This window comes from Actinoplanes octamycinicus, from assembly GCF_014205225.1.
GTDB lineage: Bacteria > Actinomycetota > Actinomycetes > Mycobacteriales > Micromonosporaceae > Actinoplanes > Actinoplanes octamycinicus.
This window is the reverse complement of record NZ_JACHNB010000001.1, coordinates 8,623,737-8,644,455: the sequence shown is the minus strand read 5'-3', so window position 1 is coordinate 8,644,455 and position 20,719 is coordinate 8,623,737. Positions and strand designations below refer to the sequence as shown.

Sequence of the window (20,719 nt, the reverse complement as noted above, 5' to 3'; positions counted from 1 at the left end):
ATTCCTTACGTTTCCGCCGGTCCGGGTCTTAGGCGGAGTACCGAATCTTGGGGGCATGACAGCTTCAGCCGTGCGCGCCCGGCTCCTCAGCTCGGTCGCGGCGCTCAGCCTCCTGGTCGTCGTCGCCCTCTGGGCGGGCAACGGCGGCGACCTCTCCCTCTCGTCGCTGGGACGGCTGACCGGGCTGCTCGCCTCCGACCTGATGCTGCTGCAGGTGCTGCTGATGGCCCGGATCCCGCTGGTCGAGCGGGCGTTCGGGCAGGACCGGCTGGCGCGCTGGCACCGGTGGACCGGGTTCGGCTCGTTCTGGCTGATGGTCGTGCACATCGTGACGATCACCGGGTTCCTCACCGAGCTGTGGGACATGATCGTGAACTACCCCGGGATGCTGCTCGCCGTCGCCGGCACATTGGCGCTGGTCATGGTGGTGGTGACGTCGATCCGGGCGGCACGGCGGAGGCTTCGGTACGAGTCGTGGCACCTGCTGCACCTGTACGCGTACCTGGGGGTCGGGCTGGCCCTGCCGCACCAGTTGTGGACCGGTTCCGACTTCGTCGGCTCGACCGCCGCCACGGTGTACTGGTGGACCCTCTACGGGCTGTCCGCCGGGGCGGTGCTGGTGTACCGGGTCGGGCTGCCGGCCTGGCGCAACTGGCGGCACCGGCTGGTGGTGACCCGGGTGGTGCCCGAAGGACCCGGGCTGACCTCGGTGTACCTGACCGGGGAACGGCTCGGGGAGCTGCCGGCACGGGCCGGGCAGTTCTTCCAGTGGCGGTTCCTGGACGGGCCCGGGTGGAGCCGGGCCAACCCGTACTCGCTCTCCGCCACCCCGCACGGCGACCAGCTGCGGATCACCGTGAAGAACCTGGGAGACGGCAGCTCCCGGGTGGCCGGACTGCGCCCCGGGACCCGGGTGCTGGTCGAGGGGCCGTACGGGAAGCTGACCGGGGAGCACTACACCGGCGGGCCGGTGGTGCTGGTGGCCTGCGGGATCGGCGTGACGCCACTGCTGTCACTGCTCGGCGAGTTGCCCTACCAGCCCGGCGAGGCGACCCTGATCTACCGGGTGCGGACCGAGGCGGAGCTGGCCTTCCGGTCCGAGCTGGAATGGTTCGCCCGGCACCGCGGGGTGCGGGTGGTGACCCTGCTCGGGCCGCGCGCCGACCACCCCAGCTGGCTGCCGGCGGATCTGGCCGGGCACGGCGGCGCCGCTACGTTGCGGCAGATCGTGCCCCAGGTGGCCGCTTCCCATCTGTACGTCTGCGGGCCGGAGGCGTGGGCCGAGTCGGTGCGGGGCGCCGCGCTCGAGGCCGGGGTCGCCGCCGACCGGCTGCACACCGAACTCTTCTCCTGGTAAGGACTCCGATGCGTCGTATCACCCTGTGGATGCTGTCCACCGTCGCCGTGCTGGTGCTGCTGTTCAGCTACCGGACCAGCACCAACAGCGTCGCGCCGGCGGCGGCTGCCGTCGCGCCGGTCTCCGGCTCGTCCTCCGGTTCTTCCTCCGGCTCCTCGTCCGGTTCTTCGTCGGGTTCTTCGTCCGGTTCTTCGTCCGGCTCCGCGGCCGGGAAGACCTACGCCGGGTCGACCGTGTCCACCCGGTGGGGCGACGTCCAGGTCCAGATCACCGTGGCCGACGGCAGGATCACGGCGGTCTCGGTGCCGGTCTACCCGACCGGGAACCACAAGGACCAGGAGATCAACGCCCGGGCCATCCCGACGCTGGTCCAGGAGACGCTGGACGCGCAGAGCGCGGACATCGACACCGTCTCCGGGGCCACCGTGACCAGCGACGGGTACCTCCAGTCGCTGCAGGCCGCGCTCGATGCCGCGGACCTGAGCTGATCTGGTCGGACGGGCCTGGCGGGGTTTCTGTCGGACGGGCCTGGCGGGGTTTCTGTCGGAGGGGCCCGGCGGAGTTCCTGCCGGACGGGCCTCGCGGGGTTTCTGTCGGAGGGTGCTGGCAGGGTGGAGGGCATGCGGATCCTGGTGGTGGAGGACGACGCGGCGGTGCGCGACTCGCTCGCGCGCACGCTGCGCTTCGAGGGATATCAGGTGGAGATCGCCGGCGACGGGCTGCAGGCCCTCGACGCGGTCCGGGCCGGCGAGCCGGACGCGCTGATCCTCGACGTCAGCATGCCGCGGATGGACGGGCTGGAGGCCTGCCGGCAGCTGCGCGCCGACGGCGTCTTCCTGCCGGTGCTGATGCTCACCGCCCGGGACAGCGTCGGCGACCGGGTCGCCGGGCTGGACGCCGGTGCCGACGACTACCTGGTCAAACCATTCGCCCTGCAGGAGCTGCTGGCCCGGATCCGGGCGCTGCTGCGCCGGTCCGCGCTGGCCACGCCGTCCGGCTCGGCGCCGGAGGAGGCCGAGGCGGGGGAGTGGCTGGTCTTCTCCGACGTCCGGCTCAACCCGCGCACCCGGGAGGTCCAGCGCGCCGGGCGGGCGCTCCGGCTCACCCGCACCGAGTTCGACATCCTCGAGGCGTTCCTCCGGCACCCGCGTCAGGTGCTCAGCCGGGCCGCGCTGTTCGAGCAGGTCTGGGGTTACGACTTCGGCGAGCAGTCCAACAGCCTGCACGTCTACCTGGGTTACCTGCGGCGCAAGCTGGAGGCGGAGGGTGAGCCGCGGCTGCTGCACACGGTGCGCGGGGTCGGCTTCGTGCTGCGGGAGGAGCCGCTGTGAGCTGGGGTCCGGTGCGATGGTGGCGGGCGCGCACCCTGCACGCGCGGCTGTCGCTGCTGGTCGCGGTCGCGGTCGGGGCGGCCATGGTGGCCGTCGCCGGTGGCGCGTGGGTGGCGGTCCGGGAGATCCAGCGGCATCAGGTCGCCCAGGAGCTGACCAGCGACGCGGCGGCGATCGCGGCAAACCCGCAGCAGTGGCTGGCGACCGAGTCGTCGCGCAGCCGGGAGCTGTGGGGCGGCGGTGAGCACGGCGACGGGGACGGTGGGCGCGGCCCGGGCCGGGGTGGCCGGCCGCATGGCGAGATCGGGCCGTGCTGGCAGATCCTCGACGCCACCGGCACCCCGTCCGGCGGCAGCCGCACCACGCTGCCGGTGACCGACACCGCCAAGCAGATCGCCGCCGGGTCGTCCCGGCAGCCGGCACAGGAGACGATCACCCTCGGGCCGGACGACTACCTGATGCTGACCGTGCCGCTGTCCGGCGGCGGCGCGGTCCAGGTCGGCATGGACTCGGACCCCAGCGAGCGGGTGCTCGCCGCGTTCGCCCTGCTGCTCGCCCTCGGCTGCGCCGCCGGGATCGCCGGCGCCGCGTTCCTCGGGCGGACCGTCGCCCGGGCCGGCCTGGCCCCGGTCGAGCGGCTCACCTCCGCCGTCGAGGACGTCGCCGTCACCCAGGACCTGGACCATCCGATCGACGTGCACGGCGTCGACGAGATCGCCCGCCTGGGCCGCTCGGTCAACGCGATGCTCGCCGCGATCGAGGCGTCCCGCCGCGCCCAGCGCACCCTGGTCGAGGACGCCGGGCACGAGCTGCGCACCCCGCTGACCAGCATCCGGACCAACGTGGAGCTGCTCCTGGAGCTGGAGCGCCGCCCCGAGCTGGCGCACCGGCTCCCACCCGAGGAGCGGGCCAAGCTGCTCGCCGACCTGGACGCCCAGGTGCGCGAGCTGGCCACGCTCACCACCGAGCTGGTCGAGCTGTCCCGCGAGGAGGCGACCCGGGAGACCGCCGAGCCGGTCGACCTGGCCGACGTGGTCGCCGCCGCGGTCGCCCGGGTGCGGATCCGCGCCCCCGGCCTCACCTATGACACCGTCCTGGAGCCGGCCACCGTCGTCGGCCGCCCCGGCGAGCTGGAGCGGATGGTGGTGAACGTGCTGGACAACGCCGCGAAATGGAGCCCCCCGGGCGCCGCGATCGACATCCGGCTGACCGCCGCCGAGCCGGGCTGGGCGCTGCTTACGGTCGCCGACAGCGGCCCGGGCATCGCGGAGGAGGACCTGCCGCACGTCTTCGACCGCTTCTACCGCGCCACGGCGGCCCGCTCGATGCCCGGCTCCGGCCTGGGCCTGGCCATCGTCGCCCAGACCGCCACCCAGCACGGCGGCACGGTCACCGCCGCACCCGGCGAGGAGGGAGGAACGGTCGTCACCCTCCGACTCCCCACCTGACCACGCGCTCCGAGGATCGTCGGCGGGCGGCTGGTGGGGTCAGACGCCGCCGAGGTAGTCCATCGAGCGGAGGGCCTCGATGACGCTGGCTATGTGGTCGCGCATGGCGGTCTCGGCGGCCTTCGGGTCGTGGTCGCGGATGGCGGAGATGATCCGCTCGTGCTGCGGGAGCGAGGTCTGCGGGCGGCCCGGGAGAAGCGACACCATGTACTGGTGGCGGACCAGTTGGCCGCGCAGGGTCTCGACGATGCGGTCCGCGGTCCGGTGCGCGGCGATCTGCCGGATCAGGGCGTGCAGGCGGACGTTGAGGTCGCTGTAACGCCGGTACTCACCCGCGTCGACAGCCCGGCGCATCAGCACGGCGATCTCGTCGAGCTCGGTGGCCTGCTCCGGCGTGACCCGCTCGGCGGCCCGCGCGGCGATCAGTCCCTCCACCACCATCCGCACCTCGGTGATCTCGACGGCCTCGGCCATCGACACCTTGCGCACCTGGGCGCCCCGGTTCCGCTGCACCTCGACCAGGCCCTCGGCGGCCAGGTCCTGCAGGGCCGCGCGCACGGTGAACCGGCTGGCCCGCAACCGCTCGCACACCTGCGCCTCGACCAGGCGCTCACCGGGCAGGTACGCACCGCGCAGGATGGCGTCGCGCAACATGTCGCGGGCCTGGGCCGCCGTGCTGCGAGCGGACACCCGCGCCGCCCGCCGATCGGTGTGGTGCTCAGACGCCATCTGTAGTCGTCGTCTTCCTGTCGATGCCGGTGCCGGACCACTCATCATGCCTGAGCGGCGCCAGACCCCGCGGCTCCGGGTTGATCGATACCGGCGGAGTCTGCCCATCGCTCACACGATTGTCAGCAAAAACCCGCAGGCGACACCTCGGTGCCTACCTCTGCGGATTCAGAGGTGTACCCGGGCGTACCGAAACGCTGTTGATCTGCGGGGTGGAGCGGACCGCACCTTGTCGCGCGGCCGCAGCCGGTCGTGTCAGCGGCTTTGTTGACAATGGGCGGAGCGGTGGGTGGTCGTGGGACCGGCCAGGAGCCGGGCGCCGGGACGATGCGCTTCTATGCCAAGGTCAAGACGTTCGGGCTGAGCGCGTCGACCTGACGGAGAGGCAAACAGTGATGGCTGACGAGACCATCGGGATCGTGGGAGCCGGCATCGTCGGCCTGGCGATCGGCCGGGAGATCACCCTCCGGCGGCCGGGCACCCGGGTGGTGGTGCTGGAGAAGGAGGACGCGGTCGCCCGGCACCAGACCGGGCACAACTCCGGGGTGGTGCACGCCGGCATCTACTACCCGCCGGGCAGCCTCAAGGCGCAGCTGTGCACCCGCGGGCGGTCGCTGCTCAAGGAGTACTGCCAGGAGCGGCGGATCGCCTACGACGAGTGCGGCAAGCTGGTGGTCGCGGTCCGGGCCGACGAGCTGGGGCGCCTGGACAACCTGGAGAAGCGGGCGCGGGAGAACGCCGTACCGGGAATGCGCCGGGTCGACGCGGCCGGGATCCGCGAGATCGAACCGCACGCCGCGGGTCTCGCCGCGTTGCACTCGCCGGAGACGGCGATCACGGATTTCCCGGGTGTCGCCCGGGCCTTCGCCGACGAGATCGTCGCCGCCGGGGGAGAGGTCCGGCTGAGCTGGCCGGTCACCTCCATCGTTCCGGCGTCCCCCAGGATCGAGGTGGTGTCCGGCGAGCGTCGCCTGACGGTCGACCGGCTGATCGTCTGCGCCGGGATCCAGAGCGACAAGGTGGCCCGGCTCGCCGGTGACCGGCAGGAGCCGATCATCATCCCGTTCCGCGGCGAGTACATGCGGGTCAAGCCGGAGAAGGCGGACATGGTCCGCGGCATGATCTATCCGGTCCCGGACCCGCGCTACCCGTTCCTCGGCGTGCACTTCACCCGCCGGGTCACCGGGGTGGTCGAGGTCGGGCCGAACGCGGTGCTGGCCACGGCTCGCGAGGGCTACAAGCGCTCCACCTTCTCCGTCCCGGACCTGGCCGCGCTGGCCGCCTGGCCGGGGGCGTGGCGGATGGCGAAGCAGCACTGGCGGACCGGGATCAAGGAGGTCCGCGGCTCGCTCTCCAAGCGTCGCTACATGGCCGAGGCCATGCGGTACGTGCCGGAGATCGGCGCGGCCGACGTGGTCCGGGCCGGCGCCGGGGTGCGGGCCCAGGCGCTGGACCGGGACGGCAGCCTGGTCGACGACTTCCGGATCCACCGGATGGGCGCCGTCACGGCGGTCCGCAACGCGCCCTCACCGGCGGCGACCTCCTCGATGGCGATCGCCGAGCACGTGCTCGGCGCGATCTTCGACTGATCATGCCTCCGCGGTCACCGGGGCCGCGGCGCGCTTGCGGGGGATCACCAGCGGCGTGCCCGTCTCCGGGTCGTCGATCACCCGGCAGGGCAGGCCGAAGACCTCCTCGACCAGGTCCGCGGTGAGCACCTCGCCCGGCTTGCCGGCCTTCGCGATCTTCCCGCCGCGCATGGCGATCAGGTGGGTGGCGTAGCGGGCTGCGTGGTTGAGGTCGTGCAGCACCGCGACCAGGGTGCGGCCCTGCCGTTCGTGCAGTTCGGCGCAGAGGTCGAGGACCTCGATCTGGTGGGCGATGTCGAGGAAGGTGGTCGGCTCGTCGAGCAGCAGCAGCGGGGTCTGCTGGGCCAGCGCCATCGCGATCCAGACCCGCTGGCGCTGGCCGCCGGAGAGCTCGTCGACGCTGCGATCGGCCAGGTCGGCGACGCCGGTGGCGGCCATCGACTCGGTGACCACCCGCTCGTCCTCGGTCGACCAGCGGCGCAGGATGCCCTGGTGCGGGTAACGGCCGCGGGCGACCAGCTCGGCGACGCTGATCCCGTCCGGGGCGACCGACGACTGGGGGAGCAGGCCGAGCGTCTTCGCGACCGTGCGGGTGGGCAGCGAGTGCACGTCGGCGCCGTCCAGCAGGACCGTGCCGGCGGTCGGCTTGAGCAGCCGGGACAGCGCGCGCAGCAGGGTCGACTTGCCGCACGCGTTCGGGCCGATGATCACGGTGAACGAGCCGTCCGGGATCTCGACGCTCAGCTCCTCGGCGATGACCCGCTTGTCGTAGGCGAGGGTCATCCCGGTGCCGCTCAGTCGGCTCATGTCATCGCTCCAGTGGTGATCTCGGTCATCAGATGCGGCCGGCCTTGCGTTCGGTGGTGAGCAGCCAGACCAGGTAGACGCCGCCCAGCGCGCCGGTCACCACACCCACCGGGATCGGGTAGCCGGAGTGCATGGCCAGCCAGTCCGCGCCGACGGTGAGCAGCGCGCCGATCGCGAGTGACGGCAGCAGATTCGGTCCGGGGGCGCGGGTGAGCCGCTTGGCGATGTTCGGGGCGATCAGCGCGACGAAGTTGACCGGGCCGGCGGCGGCCGCGGCGAACGCCACCACCGCGGCGGCCAGCAGCAGCGAGCCGTTGCGCAGCAGCTTGACCGGGACGCCCAGGGCGGCCGCGATGTCGTCGCCCATCTCCAGCATCCGCAGGCCCGGCCCGCAGAGCAGGACCAGCACCGGGATCGCGACGGCCAGCACGACCAGCAGCGGGAGCGCCTCCTCCCAGCCGCGGCCGTCGAAGCTGCCGGTGAGCCAGAGCATCGCCCGGGCGCTCTCCATCTGCACGCCCTTGGTCAGCAAATAACCGACGATGCCGTTGAGGATCGCGGTCATCCCGATGCCGATCAGGATGAACCGGTAGCCGTGCAGGCCGCGCCGGCCGCCGATCAGCTGGATCACCAGGGCGGTGCCGATGCCGCCGGCCACCGCGGCCAGGGAGAGCTGGGTGCTGGTGCCGCCGAGGATCACCACGGTCAGCGCGGCGGCGCCGGCGCCGCTGGTGATGCCGAGGATGTCCGGGCTGCCCAGCGGGTTGCGGGTGACCGACTGGAAGACCGCGCCGGCCGCGGCCAGCGCCATGCCGACCAGGATCGCGGTGATCACCCGGGGCAGGCGCAGCTCGTTGACGATGAACGCCTGGGCGGCGTCGCCCTGGCCGAACAGGGTTTTCACCACGTCGCCGGGGGCGATCGGGAAGTCGCCGGTGCCGAGAGTGAGCACCGCCACGGCGGCCATGGCGAGCAGCGCGCCGCCGCCGATCAGCACGGTGCGGGGACGGGTGGTGATCATTTCGCGACTCGCACCAGGTAGAGGAAGAGGGGGCCGCCGAGGACCGCGGTGACCACGCCGACCTGCAGCTCGCCGGGGCTGCCCAGGACCCGGCCGAGGACGTCGGCGCCGACCAGCAGCACCGGGGCGAGGACCATCGTGTACGGCAGCAGCCACCGCAGGTCCGGCCCGGTGATCGGGCGGACCAGGTGCGGGATGAGCAGGCCGACGAAGACGATCGGGCCACACGCCGCGGTGGCCGCCCCGCAGAGCAGGGTGACCGCGACGATCACCAGGGCGCGGATCACGCCGGGCCTGGCGCCGAGCGCGCGGGCCGCGTCGTCGCCGAGCGACAGCGCGTTCAGCGGGCGGGCGACGGCCAGTGCGATCAGCACCCCGGCCAGGATGAACGGGGTGACCTGCCGCAGCGTGCCGAAGTCGGCGCTGGCCAGCGAGCCGACCGTCCAGAAGCGCATCTTCTCGATCGACGCGGTGTTGGCCAGCATCACCGCGCTGACGTAGGAGTAGAGCGCGGCGTTCAGCGCGGCGCCGGCCAGGGCCAGCCGGGCCGGGGTGGCCGACCGGCCGCCGCCGACCGCGTAGACCAGGGCGGTGACCACCGCGGCGCCGGCCAGGGCGAACCACACCCAGCCGGCGAAGGTGCCGATGCCCAGGAAGGCGGCCGCGCTGGCCACCGCCGCCGAGGCACCGGCGTTGATGCCGAGCAGGCCGGGATCGGCCAGCGGGTTGCGGGTCAGGGCTTGCATGATCGCGCCGGCCAGGCCCAGGGCCAGGCCGACGACCAGGCCGAGCAGCGTACGGGGCAGCCGCATCTCGTGCACGATCCGGTAGAACGGCGAACCGGGGTCGACCAGCCCGGCCCAGACCTCGCCGGGGGTGAGGAACCGAGCCCCGAAGCCGATCCCGAGGACCAGCACCACGGCGAGCACCACGACCGCGACCAGGAGCCCGACCGGTCTCGCGGCCACCGAAGGGCGGGTGTCGATGGTGGACAGTGTGGCACTCCCGTCCGCTTCCGGCGGATCCTGTTGACGCGCGTACACCTCGTTAGGTTAGCCTAACCATCCCAGCGGTCGAGCGACCGGTGTGTTGCCTTGCGAAAGATGTGAGCATGTCTTATTCCTCCCTTCCCCTGTCCCGCCGTGGCCTGCTCGCCGCGGGAGGTGCCGCTGCTCTGGGCGCCGTCCTGAGCGCGTGTGGCAGCAAGGACGACGACACGGCCGCGCCGGGCACCGCCGCCTCCGCCGCCGCCGGTCCGTGGACCTTCACCGACGACCAGCCCAAGGAGTTGAAGGGCGACAAGACCCCGTCGAAGATCGTCGCCTTCACCGGCACCGCGGCCGCCCTGGCCGACCTGGGCCTGCAGGACAAGATCGTCGGCGTCTTCGGCGAGACCAAGAAGGCCGACGGCACCGCCGAGGAACAGGCCGGTGACCTGGACATCAACAAGGTCCAGATCGTCGGCAACGCGTGGGGCGAGTTCTCCGTCGAGAAGTACGCCGCGCTCACCCCGGACCTGCTGGTCACCCACCAGTTCGACCAGGGCGCGTGGTGGTACGTGCCGGACGAGTCGAAGGACAAGATCCTCGCCGTCGCCCCGTCGAACGCGCTGATCACCGTCGGCCGGGTGCCGCTGAACAAGCCGATCGAGCGGTACGCCGAGCTGGCCAAGTCGCTCGGCGCCGACCTGAACGCGCCGAAGGTCACCGAGGCCAAGGCCCGCTTCGAGAAGGCGGCCGCTGACCTGACCGCCGCGGCGAAGGCGTCCGGCGGGATCAAGGTGCTGTTCGGCTCCGGCGCGGCGGACGTCTTCTACGTCTCCAGCGCGGCGGTCAGCTCCGACCTGATGTACTTCAAGGAGCTCGGCGTCGACCTGATCATGCCCGAGGTCAAGGGTGCCGACTACTACGAGTCGTTGAGCTGGGAGAACGCCGACAAGTACAAGGCGGACATCATCTTCCTGGACGCGCGCACCGGCACCCTGCAGCCGAAGGACCTGGCGTCCAAGCCGTCCTGGGCCGCGCTGCCCGCGGTCAAGGCCAACCAGGTCTTCCCGTGGCAGGCCGTGCCGATCTACTCCTGGAACCACGCGGCGCCGCTGATCGAGGCGATCACCGCCGCGATCACGAAGTCCAAGAAGCTCGCCTGACGCTCGTCACCGGCCCGTCACCCCCGGGTGGCGGGCCGCGTCACGTGCTCGCCGGACCAGTGCAGCGCACCCCGGTCGGCGAGGTAGCGCACGTGCGCCATGGTCTCGGCGACCGCGCCGACCCGCATCGGCCCGATCTCGTCCCACGGCCGTGACCAGGTCAGGCTCGCGGCGAGCTGCCAGATGGTGGGCTGCTCCAGCCGCTCGACCGCGGCGACGATCTCGTCGCAGCGCTCCTCGTGGTGGACCCGGAGCTGCCGGGCGCGGGCGGCGATGCCGCGGAACCGGTACTCATGCGCCGGGAACGCCTCCAGCTCGTCGTGCGCGGCGACCCGGTCCAGCGACTCCAGGAACGACTCCAGCGGCGACGACCCGGGTCGCTGCAAGCCGATGTTCGGACTGATCCGGGGCAGCAGGTGGTCGCCGGTCAGCAGCACACCGGCGGAAGGCTCCAGCAGGCAGATGTGCCCCGGGGTGTGCCCGGGCGTCCAGACCGTCCGCACCTGACGCCCGGCCAGCGGGACCAGATCACCGTCGTGGAGCAGCACGTCCGGCTGGGCGGCGGCGGCCATCCGGTGCTTGCCGATGGTGCCGGCCAGCGCCGCGATCTCCGCCTCGGGCACGTGGTGCGCCCGCAGCCAGTCGGCGGGGGAGCCGCTCGGGTTCAGCGCGTCGCGCTCGTCCGGGTGCATGGCGACCCAGGCGCCCGCGTCCTGCAGCCTTTTCGACAGACCGTGGTGGTCGGCGTGCACGTGGGTGACCACCACGCCGAGCACGTCCGCCGGGGAGGCGCCGGCCGCGACCAGCCCCGCCTGCAGCGCCGCCCAGCCCTCGTCGCTCGCCCAGCCCGGATCGACCACGACCAGGCCGTCGTCGCCGGGGATCAGATAGGACAGCGTGTAGCGCAGCGGGTTGTGCGGGATCGGCACCGGCACCGACCAGATCCCCCCGGCCAGCCGCTCCACCGGCGGCAGCACGCGCGCCCGCCACGCCTCGCGCTGCGCCACACCGGTCACGACGATCTCGTCGCCGGCCGCACGGGTGATCGATGCCATTCGAACCCCACTTCCTAGACGACTTTGGTCTAGAAAGCCGACCCTATACTGATCAAGATCCGCCCAGCAACGGGAGCCAGCCCGATGTCAGCAACCCCACAAGGCCCGGTCGGGCGCCCCCGCGACCCGGAGGTCGACGAGCGCATCACCCGGGCCGCCGCCGAGGTCTTCGGGGAGAACGGCTGGCACCGCTTCACCATCGACACGGTCGCCCGGCGGGCCGGCGTCGGGAAGGCCTCCATCTACCTCCGCTGGCCGAACAAGGAGGCGCTGCTCGCCGCCGCCCTCGCCGCCCGGCTCAACGGGATCGAGGACATCGACACCGGCTCGGTGCGCGCCGACCTGATCAGCCTGGCCCGTCAGATCCAGCGCTCCTACCTGGGCGAGTCCGGCCGCGCCGCGCTGCAGCTCCGGGTCGACGCGCAGCGCGTCCCGGAGGTCCGCGACCACCTGCACCGGCTCCAGGAGTCCCAGGTCCTGGCCGCCCGGGCGATCGTCCGCCGGGCCATCGCCCGCGGCGAGCTGCACCCGGACACCAGCGTCACCCTGCTGCTCGACTGCGTCTGCGGCGGCGTGATGAACCACGTCCTGGCCACCCCGCCGCACCTGCGCGACCAGGTGGCGGCCGGCGCCGACGACTACGCCGCCGCCCTGGTGGAGTTCGTCCTCGGGGCGTGCTGAGAAAGATCAAGATCTTAATGGATGCGCGTCCGCCGGGGTGCGGATCGCATGCTCCCGGCACCCCTCTGTCAAGGGGTTGGTGTGAGGGGTGTTTTAGGGTGGTGGTTGGCGGGTCCGGGTTGTGACTTTTCCGAAGTGTCGATCTTGGGGTTTGGGTCGGCCGCGCTGGAGTTCAGAGTCGCCCCCGTGTGTCCTCCCGGACCCGTCGCTGTCTGTTGTGCCGTGTGGTCGTCTTTGATCATTTGGCGGTAGACGGTGTCGGACAGGCGTCGTTTCAACGCTCGCATGGCTTCCATCGCGGTTTTGCCTTCGGCGCGTTTGCGCTGGTAGTAGGCGCGGCCGGGGGTGTCGAAGCGGAGCTGGGTGATGGCCATGATGTGCAGGACCCGGTTGATGCGCCGGTTCCCGGCCCGGTTGAGCCGGTGATGATGGTTGTCGCCGGAGGACACGTCGATGGGGGCGGTGCCGTTCCAGGTGGCGAAGTGCCCGCGGGTCGGGAAGCGGCTGATGTCGCCGATGTCGCCGAGCAGGCGGGCGGCGCCGGAGGGGCCGATGCCGTTGAGGCTGGTCAGCTGGGTGCCGGTGGCGGCCAGCACGGTCTTCAGCTGCCGGTTGGCTGCTTTGATCTTGGTGTCCAGGGTGGTGAGCTCGTCGGCCAGGTCGCCGGCCAGCTGATAGCGGGTGGCGGTGACGATGTCGCCGGCCGGGACGCTGACGCGTTCGAGCAGGGTGCGGGCCTGGTCGGTGGTCAGGTTCTTCTTCGCGCCGCCGGGGATCAGTTCGAGCAGTAGCTGGTGCAGCCGGTTGATGGTCTCGGTGCGGGTGGCGCCGAGCTGGTCGCGGCGGTCGGCCAGCAGCCGCAGCGCGACGGTGGCGCCGTCGGCGTGAACGCGGCGCAGGCCCGGGGTGCGCAGGGCGGTCACCGCGATGTGGTGCGCGTCGTGACCGTCGGTTTTACGGCCGTGCCCGGTGTCAAAGTTGCGGGCTTTCGCGGCGAGTTTCGCCGGGACGTCCAGCACGGTTTCGCCGTCGGCGACCAGCCGCTGGGCCAGGTGCCGGCCGATGCCGTTACAGCCCTCGACCGCCCACACCCGGCCGGCGTGACGGCGGCCGGCGGCGAGCATCTGCTGGTAGCCACCGGTGTCGGTGCCGTACCTGCCACGGGCCAGCACCTGTTCACGCTCGTTGATGATCTCGATCGTCGCGGACCGCTTGTGCGGATCGACTCCAATGATCAGCTGACCCATGTACCCGTTGACCTTCCCGTCGTCGCGGCAGAACCACACCAGCGGGAGGGCAACGCTACTTACAGCTGGGCAAACCCCTCTTCAGCCACTCCGCGCCACGGTGACCGGCAGGGTCCAAGCCGGGAGAGAGCCACACCCCGCCATATGAGTGGGCAGCGCGGGCCTGAGCACCCTACCGATCACCTCGACCAAGCCTGGCCGGGCCGCGGTCGTACACCAAATTCTCTTTAAGTAGCGCGGGCCGAGCGGCCTGATCTGGCCGCCGCGGAGCGAAGCGAAGCCAGTCAGCATCAAACCCCCGAGGCCGGTTCACTCGGCGGCGGGGCGGTCCTTTTTGGGCAGGGTCGCGACGACCGCGTCGTAGGAGGCGTCGACCGCCTCCCGGATCTCGTCGGCCGGGATCGCGCCCCGCAAGCGCAGCGTGTTCCAGCCGTGCCGGCCGATGTAGGCGCTGGCGCTGGCGTCCTCCGGATAGCGGGTCAGCCACTCGTCGGCCAGGTCCCGGCCCTTGCCGCACTTCACCCCGACGGTGCTGCCGGTGCTGCCGAGGAACGCGAAGATCTTCGGCCCGACCTTGACCACGACGTCGCCCTCCCAGGGCTCGTCCTGCCAGGCGCCGGGCTTGGCCAGACAGTGCTGCAACAGTTCATCCCCGTCCATGAGCTGTGGATACGCCATCCCGGCCGCCGAGGCAATCCGCGACACGGCCGGTAAATCGCTTGCCGGGCCGGACCGGGCGACGGTGGGGTGTTCCGGTGACTGACGAACCGGAGTTCGACCTGGGCCCCGTCCCGCACCGCCCGCCGATCGCCACCGAGCTGGTGGAGCGCCTGATCGCCGCCCAGTTCCCGGAGTGGGCCGCGCTGCCGGTCCGCCCGGTCGACACACCCGGCTGGGACAACCGGACCTTCCACCTGGGCGACGACATGCTGGTGCGGCTGCCCAGCGCCGGGGAGTACGCCGGCGCGGTCGCCAAGGAGCAGCGCTGGCTCCCGGTCCTGGCCCGCCAGGTGCCGCTGCCGATCCCGGCGCCACTCGGCGAGGGTCTGCCCACCGCGGACTACCCGCATCCGTGGTCGGTCTACCGCTGGCTGGACGGCGAGCCGGCCGCCACCGCGAAGGTCGAGGACACCGGCGCCTTCGCGGTCGCGGTCGCCGACTTCCTGCTCGCCCTGCAGCGGGTCGACGCCGCCGACGGCCCGCCGCCCGGCCTGCACAACTGGTACCGCGGCGGGCCGCTGCGCACCTACGACGCCATGATGCGGTCGGCCGCCGCGGACCTGCCCGACGGCGCCGCGCTGCTGGACCACTGGGAGGCGGCGCTGGCCGCGAGGTGGACCGGGAAGCCGGTGTGGTTCCACGGCGACGTCGCGCCCGGCAACCTGCTGGTCCGCGACGGCCGGCTGAGCGCGGTGATCGATTTCGGGACGTGCGGGGTCGGCGATCCGGCGTGCGACCTGGTGATCGCCTGGACCTTCCTGCCCCCGGCCGGCCGCCGGCTCTTCCGGGAGCGGCTGGCCGTGGACCCCGCCACGTGGCAGCGAGGGCGGGGCTGGGCACTGTGGAAGGCCGCCGTCACGAACGACCGTCCTGTGCTGGACGCGCTGCTGGCCGACGACTGACCCGCCGCCCGGTGGTTCGCCGCTCTCCGGGAGCAACCCCGCGGCGCCCGTCGCGGGTCCCCGTCCCGGCCGCGGCAAGCGCTCCCCGGCTGGCTCGCACGGGTGCCTCAAGCGGGTCGAGACACCCGTGCGAGCCAGCCGGGGGCGGGAGCTGCGGGCGTACCGGAAAGCGGATTGTCTATTCGGTTGCGGTGTAAGCGGCGTAGGTCGCGGCGGCGCGCCTCTCCGCGTCGGCCGGATCGGTGCCGAGCGCCAGGTCAGCGGCGGCCCACGCGTCGCTGCTGAGCTTCATGAACCGCTTGCCGTCGTCGGACAGCATCCAGGCCATCGCGGCCTCCTTGTCCAGCGGCGACTCCGGCGCGGCCAGGTGGTTGGCCAGGCCCCAGACCGCCATGTCCCAGCCGATCCCGACCGCGCCCGGCCCGAACTGGTCCCAGTGCTCGTCGATCGGCGCGGTGTGCTCCAGCTCGAACCGGGTGCGCCCGTCGCCCTCCGGGATCAGCCGGACCTCGACCCAGCTGACCTGCCCGCCGAACTCCCAGGTGGCGGCCACCGACCGGGGCTTGTCGCAGCGGGTGATGGTGCCGCCGGCCTGCCCCTCGAACTGGTACTTCCCGCCCTCGTGCAGGTCGCCGGAGACCGGCAGGAACCAGCGGGCGATCCGCTCCGGGTTCGACACCACGTCCCACATGTCGTCGAGGTCGGTGTCGTAGACCTGGCTGATCGTCAGCACCCGGACCTCGCCGGCCTCCAGCGTCTTGTCGCCGAGGGTGCGCCGGACGTTGTTGATCTGCTCGGTCACGTCGATCATTCGCTGCTCCTCACGTCGTCGGATGCGGCCAGTCGCCGCAGTCTTTTGCCGCGGGCGACCTCGGTGGCCATCGCGGCGAGGTGCGGCGTCCAGAAGCGGCGGAACCGGCTCAGCCACTCGTCCGCCTGGCGCAGCGCGGTGTCGTCGACCGCGTAGAGCCGGCGGGCGCCGTCCGGGCGGACGGTGGCGAAGCCGTTGTCGCGCAGCACCCGCAGATGCTGCGACACGGCCGGCTGGGAGATGCCGAACTCGGCACGGATCACCGCGGTCACCGCGCCGGAGGTCTGCTCACCGTCGGCGAGCAGCTCCAGGATGCGACGCCGCACCGGATCCCCAAGGACATCGAACGCATGCACGGGAGGATCCTATCACTCGGAGCTTATATAAGGGGAAGCTTTAGGCATGGACCGAGAACCCGAAAACCGGGCCGGGTGTAGGGCCCGGCCCGGTTCGAGTGGTCCGCACGCAGGGGAGGGCGGACCAGAGTTCGGTGGTGCGGTGGCAGTCGTCAGTCGGTGATGTGGTCGGGACGCGTGGTGGGTCAGAAGTCGTCGGCGGTGCGGATCCGGGAGCGGATCAGCTGGCCGGACTCGGTGAGCGGGGTGGTGCCCGAGAAGGTGCCGGAGGCGCAGGCGCCGGGCTTGAGGATCGAGCTTCCCTCGCTCTTGTCGCCGAAGTTCCAGTTGGCATAGCTGATCTTCAGCTTGTCCAGTAGGTCGATCCAGGCGTTGGTGCTGGCCGTGTCGACCGCGCCGTCGCCGCTGGCGCTGACCGTGCCGAACTCGGTGACGAACAGCGGCAGCGACGCGGCGGCCCTGGTCACCTCGGCCCGGTAGTTGTCTTTGTGTGAGGCGGCGTAGAAGTGGAAGGCGTACATCACGTTCGCCGCGTTCACCGGGTTGCTGATGATCTCCGCGGACGACGAGCCCTCGGAGACGCCCAGCGAGGACCAGGCGCGGGTGCCGACCACCACGATGCCGTCTGGGTCGTTCGCCCGGATCACCGGGATGACCTGCTCGGCGTAGTTCTTGATGGTGGTCCAGCTGACGCCGTTCGGCTCGTTGGCGATCTCGTAGATCACGTTCTTCTTGTCCGCGTTGCGGGCGGCCACCTTGGCGAAGAACTCCTTGGCCCGGGTGAGGTTGTAGCTCGGGTCGCCGGGGTTGAGGATGTGGAAGTCGATCAGGGCGTACATGCCGCGCGCCTCGGCCTGGTCGACCAGGCTGTTCACCTTGCTGGTCAGCCCGCTCGGGTCGGTCTCGTAGCCGCCCTCCTGGACGTACATCGCGATCCGGAACAGGTCCGCGTTCCAGTCGGTGGCCAGCGCGTCCAGCGCCGCGCCGGGGTAGCAGCTGGGGAACCAGTGGATGCCGTGGCTGCTCACGCCGCGCAGCTGGATCTTCTTGCCGGCCGCGTTGCACAGGTTCACCCCGCACACCTTGAGCTGGCCGTTGATGGCGAGCGGGGTGCTGCCGGTCGCGGTCCTGGTCGGCGTCGGCGAGGCGGTGGTCGCGGTCGGCGACGCGCTGGTCGGTTTCGCCGAGCTGGTCGGCGACGCGGTGGTCGCGCTGGGCTTCGCGCCGGTCGGCGTGGCGGCCGGCGAGCTGGTGGCCGGGGTGCCGGTCAGGCCGGTGCAGGCCTGCCCGTTGACCGTGCACGCGGTCGGCCGGCCGCTGCCGTTGACGATGAAGCCGAAGCTGGTCGCGGCGCCACCGGCGATCGAGGCGTTCCAGCCGGCCGGGGTGAAGGTGAACGTCTGCCCGGCGGTGGCCAGCGTGGCGTTCCAGGACTGGGCGATCGTCGACCCGGCCGGGAGGGTGAGCTCGACCTTCCAGGTGTCGATCTTCGACGAGGATCCGTTGCTGACCGTGATCTCGCCCTGGTAGCCGGAGCCCCACGAGTTCGTCACCGTGAACGAGGCGGCCTCGGCGCTGGCCGGCAGCGCGAAGAACGCCACCGTGGAGACGGCGGCCGCGGCGAACGCGGCAGCCAGGATGGTCTTTACACTACGCTTCAACGCTGCGTCACCTTTGGGGGGAAGGGGCTTTTGGGAGCGCTCCCATATCGGGGTGACGACTGTAACCCGCCCTCAGGTACGTGTAAACACGGGTGGTGGATCAATCACATCGCCACGGCCGGCGCGGCCGCGGCTGATGCACCGAGCGGGGCACGGCGGCGGCCGCGCCGGCCAGCGCCACGGCGGCCACCTTGGCGTCCCTGAGATCGGCCGGGTCCCGGCTCACCTGGTGGCGCAGCAGCAGCGCCTGCCACTGCCGCCGCCACGCGCGCACGGCCAGCTCGGTGCCCGGCTCGGCGACCAGGACCATGCAGCCGGCCGCGTCCACCAGCGCGTCCCAGTCGCCGAGGGTGCCGGAGTGCTCGGCCCGCTCCTGGAGCAGATCGAAGAGAACCCCCCACCCGATGACGAGATCGGGATGGCCCGCCGGGGCCTCATGTAACAGCCGGTAGATCTCGTCAATGGCGTGCTGGAGGCTGCGGGGGTGCCCCGGCGCCGCCGTGAACGCCACGACGAGGGCCGTGTGGATGAACTCCTCGTCGCTCATAACCAAACGGTAGACGTGGATACCGGCGGGTCAAGACCTATGTAGATTTTTCGGCCAGAACGCCCGCCGGGTCGGCGGCGGGCGGCCGGGCCGCTCGCTTCCGGACACTCGGGGCGGATCCGCTGATCACCAACGGTGACCGTGACCGGTACGGGCGGCCGTGCTCACCCCACGCTTGTCCTGGCGGAATCGGCCACCCGGCGGCGTTGATCATGCATTTCGCAAGATCTATGACTCGGTCATACTGATGGCGCTCGGATGAACGCGTGACACGGGGAACTGACAGATGAATCAGCATGACGAGAGCGATCCGATCGCCCATCTGCAGGACTGGGCGCGCAAGACCGAGCGCAAGGTCCGATGGGGGCGCCGGGCCCGGCTGCTGCGCTATCTCATCCCGCTGACGGTCGTGGCGCTGCTGGTCGGCGCGGCCGTCCCGACGCTGCGGTGGGCCTTCGCCGGCGGGGACGCGCCGGCCGCGCAGCCGGGCGCGCCGGACGGCGTCACCGCGACCACCACCCGGAGCGCCGCGCCGACCAGCCCCTTCGAGGGGACCGCCGCGGCGAACTATCCGATCGGCGAGGCCGGGATCACGCTGCCGCCGGCCAAAGCGGTCACCGGGTTCAGCGCGGCCCAGGTCACCGAGGCGCTCACCGACGTGCGGACCGCGCTCATCGTCGCCCGGCTCGACCACGACATGATCGTCGAGCATCGGACCGCCGGCTTCCTGCGGTTGCTCGCCCCGAACTCGCGCACCACCGTCGAAAAGTGGATCAAGGACAACACCGCCAGCAACGTGGTGACCCGGATCGACCCGGCGGTCAAGCTGGACCCGCGGAACGAGCCCCGGGTCAGCGGCCGGGTCACCTACAAGTCGGTGCTGGACCAGGGCATCCGCACGCTTCGGGTGACCACCAACTTCGTCTGGGTCTACGCCTTCGAGGGGGAGTTCGCCTACCGGCCGCTCGCCGTCGAACACGACCAGGTCGACTGGGACTTCGTGCTGGACAAGAAGGTGCGGCAGGCCGACCGCGGGATGTGGGTCGGGGCGGCGAAGGCCTACGGCGCGTGGGTCGACTGCGCCGCCACGAAGAAGGGGCTGCTGGCGCCGACGCCCAAGGGTGTCGCCGGCAACGGGCTCCCGGACACCGAGGACCCGGACGAGCTGGCGAAGCCGGAGCACTCGCTGGACATCGGCGACGACTGCGACTGACCGGAATTCCGGGTGGACCCTTTCTCCGCTTGGCCCGAGTTGTGCGGCAGAATGTTTCAGATGAGTGACAGTACAGAGTGGACGGACATCCGGCCGGGGGACTCCGATGACGTACCGGCCGTGATGGCGCTGCTCGACGGCGCGGTGCGGTGGCTGACCGCCCGCGGCCGGCCCGGCCAGTGGGGCACCGAGCCGCTCTCCGAGAGCCGCCGGCTGACCACGCTCATCTCCGGGATCGCCGCCGACGGTGGCCTGCACCTGGCGGTCCGCGGCGACGAGGTGGTCGGCGCGCTCGGCATCGGCCAGCCGCCGACCTACGTCGCGCCGGCCCCGGAGCCGGAGCTCTACGTGGTGCTGCTGGTCACCGACCGGGAGTACGCCGGTCAGGGGATCGGCCGCCGGCTGCTGGCCTACGCCCGGCGGCTCGCGGTGGCCTCCGGCGCCGGCCTGCTCCGGGTCGACTGTTACGCCGGGGACGACCGGGCGCTGGTCCGCTACTACGAGCGGCAGGGCTTCACCGCGACCCAGCAGTTCACCGTCCCGCAGCCGGGCCGCCCGCCATGGCCGGGCCAGGTCCTGGAGCAGCAGCTCGGCTGAACCCGTAGCTCAACCCGGAGATCAGCGGGAGCGCAGCTCAGCTCAGCTCTCCAGGATCCGCTTGAGCGTGGCCAGGTCGGCGGCGACCGCGGCGGCGTCCCGGTCGAACTCGTCGTCGGTCATCCCGGCGGCGCGCCGCACGGTGAACACCACCTCGGCCCGGTCCCCGTCGGCCAGCACCCGGAACGGCACGTAGACGATCTCGCCGCCGGGCAGCAGCACCTCGTGGTCGAGCACGCCGAAGTCGTTGCGCGGCACGAAGACCACCTCGGCCTGCCCGCCGCCGCCCGGCACGTCGACCAGCCAGCGGCCGTCCTCCAGCCGCACCGAGCTGCCCAGGCCGGGAGCCCAGTGGGCCAGGTTGGCCGGGTCGGAGGCGTACTCGTAGACCACCCGGGCGGGCCGGTCGATGTGCTCGGTCACGTGGCGGGACTCAGTGGCCATCGCCGCATCATCGCACGCCGCACCGCGACGCTGATCCGGATCGACGCCCCCGCG

The 20,719-nt window shown here is 71.8% G+C and carries 22 protein-coding genes; 10 read left to right on the top strand and 12 right to left on the bottom strand.

Translation table 11 applies throughout. The features are described from left to right. Window positions 1–55 precede the first annotated feature (55 nt). The 4 genes from BJY16_RS39155 (at window position 56) to BJY16_RS39140 (ending at window position 4,136) form a co-directional block, all read left to right on the top strand. Window positions 56–1,357, top strand: coding sequence for a ferredoxin reductase family protein (locus tag BJY16_RS39155; RefSeq protein WP_185044573.1), 1,302 nt, complete (start codon window positions 56–58; stop codon window positions 1,355–1,357). Between the two features lie 8 nt (window positions 1,358–1,365). After that, on the top strand, window positions 1,366–1,845 hold the full coding sequence (locus BJY16_RS39150; RefSeq protein ID WP_185044572.1) for an FMN-binding protein: 480 nt from the start codon (window positions 1,366–1,368) through the stop codon (window positions 1,843–1,845). Between the two features lie 132 nt (window positions 1,846–1,977). Then, window positions 1,978–2,688, top strand: a complete 711-nt coding sequence (locus BJY16_RS39145) for a response regulator transcription factor (RefSeq protein WP_185044571.1) — start codon at window positions 1,978–1,980, stop codon at window positions 2,686–2,688. Then, entirely contained in the window at window positions 2,685–4,136 is a 1,452-nt protein-coding gene (locus tag BJY16_RS39140; RefSeq protein WP_239176905.1) for a HAMP domain-containing sensor histidine kinase, read from the top strand. The genes BJY16_RS39145 and BJY16_RS39140 overlap by 4 nt, the downstream gene beginning before the upstream one ends. A 39-nt stretch (window positions 4,137–4,175) precedes the next feature. Here BJY16_RS39140 and BJY16_RS39135 read toward each other — a convergent pair whose 3' ends face one another. After that, on the bottom strand, window positions 4,176–4,865 hold the full coding sequence (locus tag BJY16_RS39135) for a GntR family transcriptional regulator (protein WP_185044570.1): 690 nt from the start codon (window positions 4,863–4,865) through the stop codon (window positions 4,176–4,178). Window positions 4,866–5,260: 395 nt separating this feature from the next. Here BJY16_RS39135 and lhgD point away from each other — a divergent pair, with 395 nt between their 5' ends. Further along, complete coding sequence (lhgD, locus tag BJY16_RS39130) at window positions 5,261–6,454, top strand: L-2-hydroxyglutarate dehydrogenase (RefSeq protein WP_185044569.1); 1,194 nt, start codon at window positions 5,261–5,263, stop codon at window positions 6,452–6,454. Here the strand turns inward: lhgD and BJY16_RS39125 are convergent, their stop codons facing one another. Genes BJY16_RS39125 through BJY16_RS39115 form a run of 3 tightly spaced genes read right to left on the bottom strand, consistent with a single transcriptional unit; the run spans window position 6,455 to window position 9,325 of the window. Continuing rightward, complete coding sequence (locus BJY16_RS39125) at window positions 6,455–7,261, bottom strand: ABC transporter ATP-binding protein (RefSeq protein ID WP_185044568.1); 807 nt, start codon at window positions 7,259–7,261, stop codon at window positions 6,455–6,457. It lies immediately after the preceding gene. Between the two features lie 28 nt (window positions 7,262–7,289). After that, entirely contained in the window at window positions 7,290–8,282 is a 993-nt protein-coding gene (locus BJY16_RS39120; protein ID WP_185044567.1) for a FecCD family ABC transporter permease, read from the bottom strand. Beyond that, a complete protein-coding gene (locus tag BJY16_RS39115; RefSeq protein WP_185044566.1) occupies window positions 8,279–9,325 on the bottom strand; it encodes a FecCD family ABC transporter permease in 1,047 nt (348 codons plus the stop codon). The genes BJY16_RS39120 and BJY16_RS39115 overlap by 4 nt, the downstream gene beginning before the upstream one ends. Before the next feature lie 62 nt (window positions 9,326–9,387). Between BJY16_RS39115 and BJY16_RS39110 the strand changes: the two genes are divergently transcribed. Further along, the gene (locus BJY16_RS39110; protein ID WP_373873424.1) at window positions 9,388–10,431 is read left to right on the top strand and encodes an ABC transporter substrate-binding protein; all 1,044 of its coding nucleotides are present in this window, start codon (window positions 9,388–9,390) and stop codon (window positions 10,429–10,431) included. Window positions 10,432–10,448: 17 nt separating this feature from the next. Here the strand turns inward: BJY16_RS39110 and BJY16_RS39105 are convergent, their stop codons facing one another. Further along, the gene (locus tag BJY16_RS39105; RefSeq protein ID WP_185044564.1) at window positions 10,449–11,486 is read right to left on the bottom strand and encodes an MBL fold metallo-hydrolase; all 1,038 of its coding nucleotides are present in this window, start codon (window positions 11,484–11,486) and stop codon (window positions 10,449–10,451) included. 84 nt (window positions 11,487–11,570) lie between these two features. On the opposite strand from BJY16_RS39105, the gene BJY16_RS39100 reads away from it, so the two are divergent. Then, window positions 11,571–12,167: a TetR/AcrR family transcriptional regulator gene (locus tag BJY16_RS39100; protein WP_185044563.1), complete on the top strand. Its 597-nt coding sequence runs from the start codon at window positions 11,571–11,573 to the stop codon at window positions 12,165–12,167. A 68-nt stretch (window positions 12,168–12,235) separates the two neighbouring features. Here the strand turns inward: BJY16_RS39100 and BJY16_RS39095 are convergent, their stop codons facing one another. Together BJY16_RS39095 and BJY16_RS39090 are read right to left on the bottom strand one after the other, a co-directional pair. Continuing rightward, window positions 12,236–13,453: an IS110 family RNA-guided transposase gene (locus BJY16_RS39095; RefSeq protein ID WP_311775284.1), complete on the bottom strand. Its 1,218-nt coding sequence runs from the start codon at window positions 13,451–13,453 to the stop codon at window positions 12,236–12,238. 270 nt (window positions 13,454–13,723) lie between these two features. Continuing rightward, window positions 13,724–14,074, bottom strand: a complete 351-nt coding sequence (locus BJY16_RS39090) for an MmcQ/YjbR family DNA-binding protein (protein ID WP_185044562.1) — start codon at window positions 14,072–14,074, stop codon at window positions 13,724–13,726. Between the two features lie 95 nt (window positions 14,075–14,169). On the opposite strand from BJY16_RS39090, the gene BJY16_RS39085 reads away from it, so the two are divergent. Then, window positions 14,170–15,036, top strand: a complete 867-nt coding sequence (locus BJY16_RS39085) for an aminoglycoside phosphotransferase family protein (protein ID WP_185044561.1) — start codon at window positions 14,170–14,172, stop codon at window positions 15,034–15,036. Between the two features lie 178 nt (window positions 15,037–15,214). Here the strand turns inward: BJY16_RS39085 and BJY16_RS39080 are convergent, their stop codons facing one another. The 4 genes from BJY16_RS39080 to BJY16_RS39065 form a co-directional block, all read right to left on the bottom strand. Further along, window positions 15,215–15,847, bottom strand: a complete 633-nt coding sequence (locus tag BJY16_RS39080; protein ID WP_185044560.1) for an SRPBCC family protein — start codon at window positions 15,845–15,847, stop codon at window positions 15,215–15,217. Continuing rightward, window positions 15,844–16,203, bottom strand: coding sequence for an ArsR/SmtB family transcription factor (locus tag BJY16_RS39075; protein WP_185044559.1), 360 nt, complete (start codon window positions 16,201–16,203; stop codon window positions 15,844–15,846). The genes BJY16_RS39080 and BJY16_RS39075 overlap by 4 nt, the downstream gene beginning before the upstream one ends. Window positions 16,204–16,388: 185 nt before the next feature. Continuing rightward, complete coding sequence (locus tag BJY16_RS39070) at window positions 16,389–17,864, bottom strand: cellulase family glycosylhydrolase (RefSeq protein ID WP_185044558.1); 1,476 nt, start codon at window positions 17,862–17,864, stop codon at window positions 16,389–16,391. 100 nt (window positions 17,865–17,964) lie between these two features. Further along, window positions 17,965–18,411 (bottom strand): hypothetical protein, encoded by a 447-nt coding sequence (locus BJY16_RS39065; RefSeq protein ID WP_185044557.1) that lies wholly within the window; start codon window positions 18,409–18,411, stop codon window positions 17,965–17,967. A 286-nt stretch (window positions 18,412–18,697) separates the two neighbouring features. On the opposite strand from BJY16_RS39065, the gene BJY16_RS39060 reads away from it, so the two are divergent. Together BJY16_RS39060 and BJY16_RS39055 are read left to right on the top strand one after the other, a co-directional pair. Continuing rightward, on the top strand, window positions 18,698–19,624 hold the full coding sequence (locus tag BJY16_RS39060; RefSeq protein ID WP_185044556.1) for a hypothetical protein: 927 nt from the start codon (window positions 18,698–18,700) through the stop codon (window positions 19,622–19,624). Window positions 19,625–19,684: 60 nt separating this feature from the next. After that, window positions 19,685–20,221 carry a GNAT family N-acetyltransferase gene (locus BJY16_RS39055; protein WP_185044555.1) on the top strand — a complete coding sequence of 179 codons (537 nt, stop codon included), beginning with the start codon at window positions 19,685–19,687 and terminating at the stop codon, window positions 20,219–20,221. Between the two features lie 42 nt (window positions 20,222–20,263). Here BJY16_RS39055 and BJY16_RS39050 read toward each other — a convergent pair whose 3' ends face one another. Then, window positions 20,264–20,665 (bottom strand): SRPBCC family protein, encoded by a 402-nt coding sequence (locus BJY16_RS39050; protein WP_185044554.1) that lies wholly within the window; start codon window positions 20,663–20,665, stop codon window positions 20,264–20,266. Window positions 20,666–20,719: the final 54 nt, after the last annotated feature.

Excerpts from the sequence above, each read along its gene's own strand:
- BJY16_RS39060 (WP_185044556.1), top strand. The coding sequence starts at position 18,698 with ATGAATCAGCATGACGAGAGCGATCCGATCGCCCATCTGCAGGACTGG.
- BJY16_RS39105 (WP_185044564.1), bottom strand. The coding sequence starts at position 11,486 with ATGGCATCGATCACCCGTGCGGCCGGCGACGAGATCGTCGTGACCGGT.
- BJY16_RS39155 (WP_185044573.1), top strand. The coding sequence starts at position 56 with ATGACAGCTTCAGCCGTGCGCGCCCGGCTCCTCAGCTCGGTCGCGGCG.
- BJY16_RS39125 (WP_185044568.1), bottom strand. The coding sequence starts at position 7,261 with ATGAGCCGACTGAGCGGCACCGGGATGACCCTCGCCTACGACAAGCGG.
- BJY16_RS39090 (WP_185044562.1), bottom strand. The coding sequence starts at position 14,074 with ATGGACGGGGATGAACTGTTGCAGCACTGTCTGGCCAAGCCCGGCGCC.
- BJY16_RS39100 (WP_185044563.1), top strand. The coding sequence starts at position 11,571 with ATGTCAGCAACCCCACAAGGCCCGGTCGGGCGCCCCCGCGACCCGGAG.
- BJY16_RS39050 (WP_185044554.1), bottom strand. The coding sequence starts at position 20,665 with ATGGCCACTGAGTCCCGCCACGTGACCGAGCACATCGACCGGCCCGCC.
- lhgD (WP_185044569.1), top strand. The coding sequence starts at position 5,261 with ATGGCTGACGAGACCATCGGGATCGTGGGAGCCGGCATCGTCGGCCTG.
- BJY16_RS39065 (WP_185044557.1), bottom strand. The coding sequence starts at position 18,411 with ATGAGCGACGAGGAGTTCATCCACACGGCCCTCGTCGTGGCGTTCACG.
- BJY16_RS39135 (WP_185044570.1), bottom strand. The coding sequence starts at position 4,865 with ATGGCGTCTGAGCACCACACCGATCGGCGGGCGGCGCGGGTGTCCGCT.
- BJY16_RS39145 (WP_185044571.1), top strand. The coding sequence starts at position 1,978 with ATGCGGATCCTGGTGGTGGAGGACGACGCGGCGGTGCGCGACTCGCTC.
- BJY16_RS39080 (WP_185044560.1), bottom strand. The coding sequence starts at position 15,847 with ATGATCGACGTGACCGAGCAGATCAACAACGTCCGGCGCACCCTCGGC.
- BJY16_RS39150 (WP_185044572.1), top strand. The coding sequence starts at position 1,366 with ATGCGTCGTATCACCCTGTGGATGCTGTCCACCGTCGCCGTGCTGGTG.
- BJY16_RS39120 (WP_185044567.1), bottom strand. The coding sequence starts at position 8,282 with ATGATCACCACCCGTCCCCGCACCGTGCTGATCGGCGGCGGCGCGCTG.
- BJY16_RS39055 (WP_185044555.1), top strand. The coding sequence starts at position 19,685 with ATGAGTGACAGTACAGAGTGGACGGACATCCGGCCGGGGGACTCCGAT.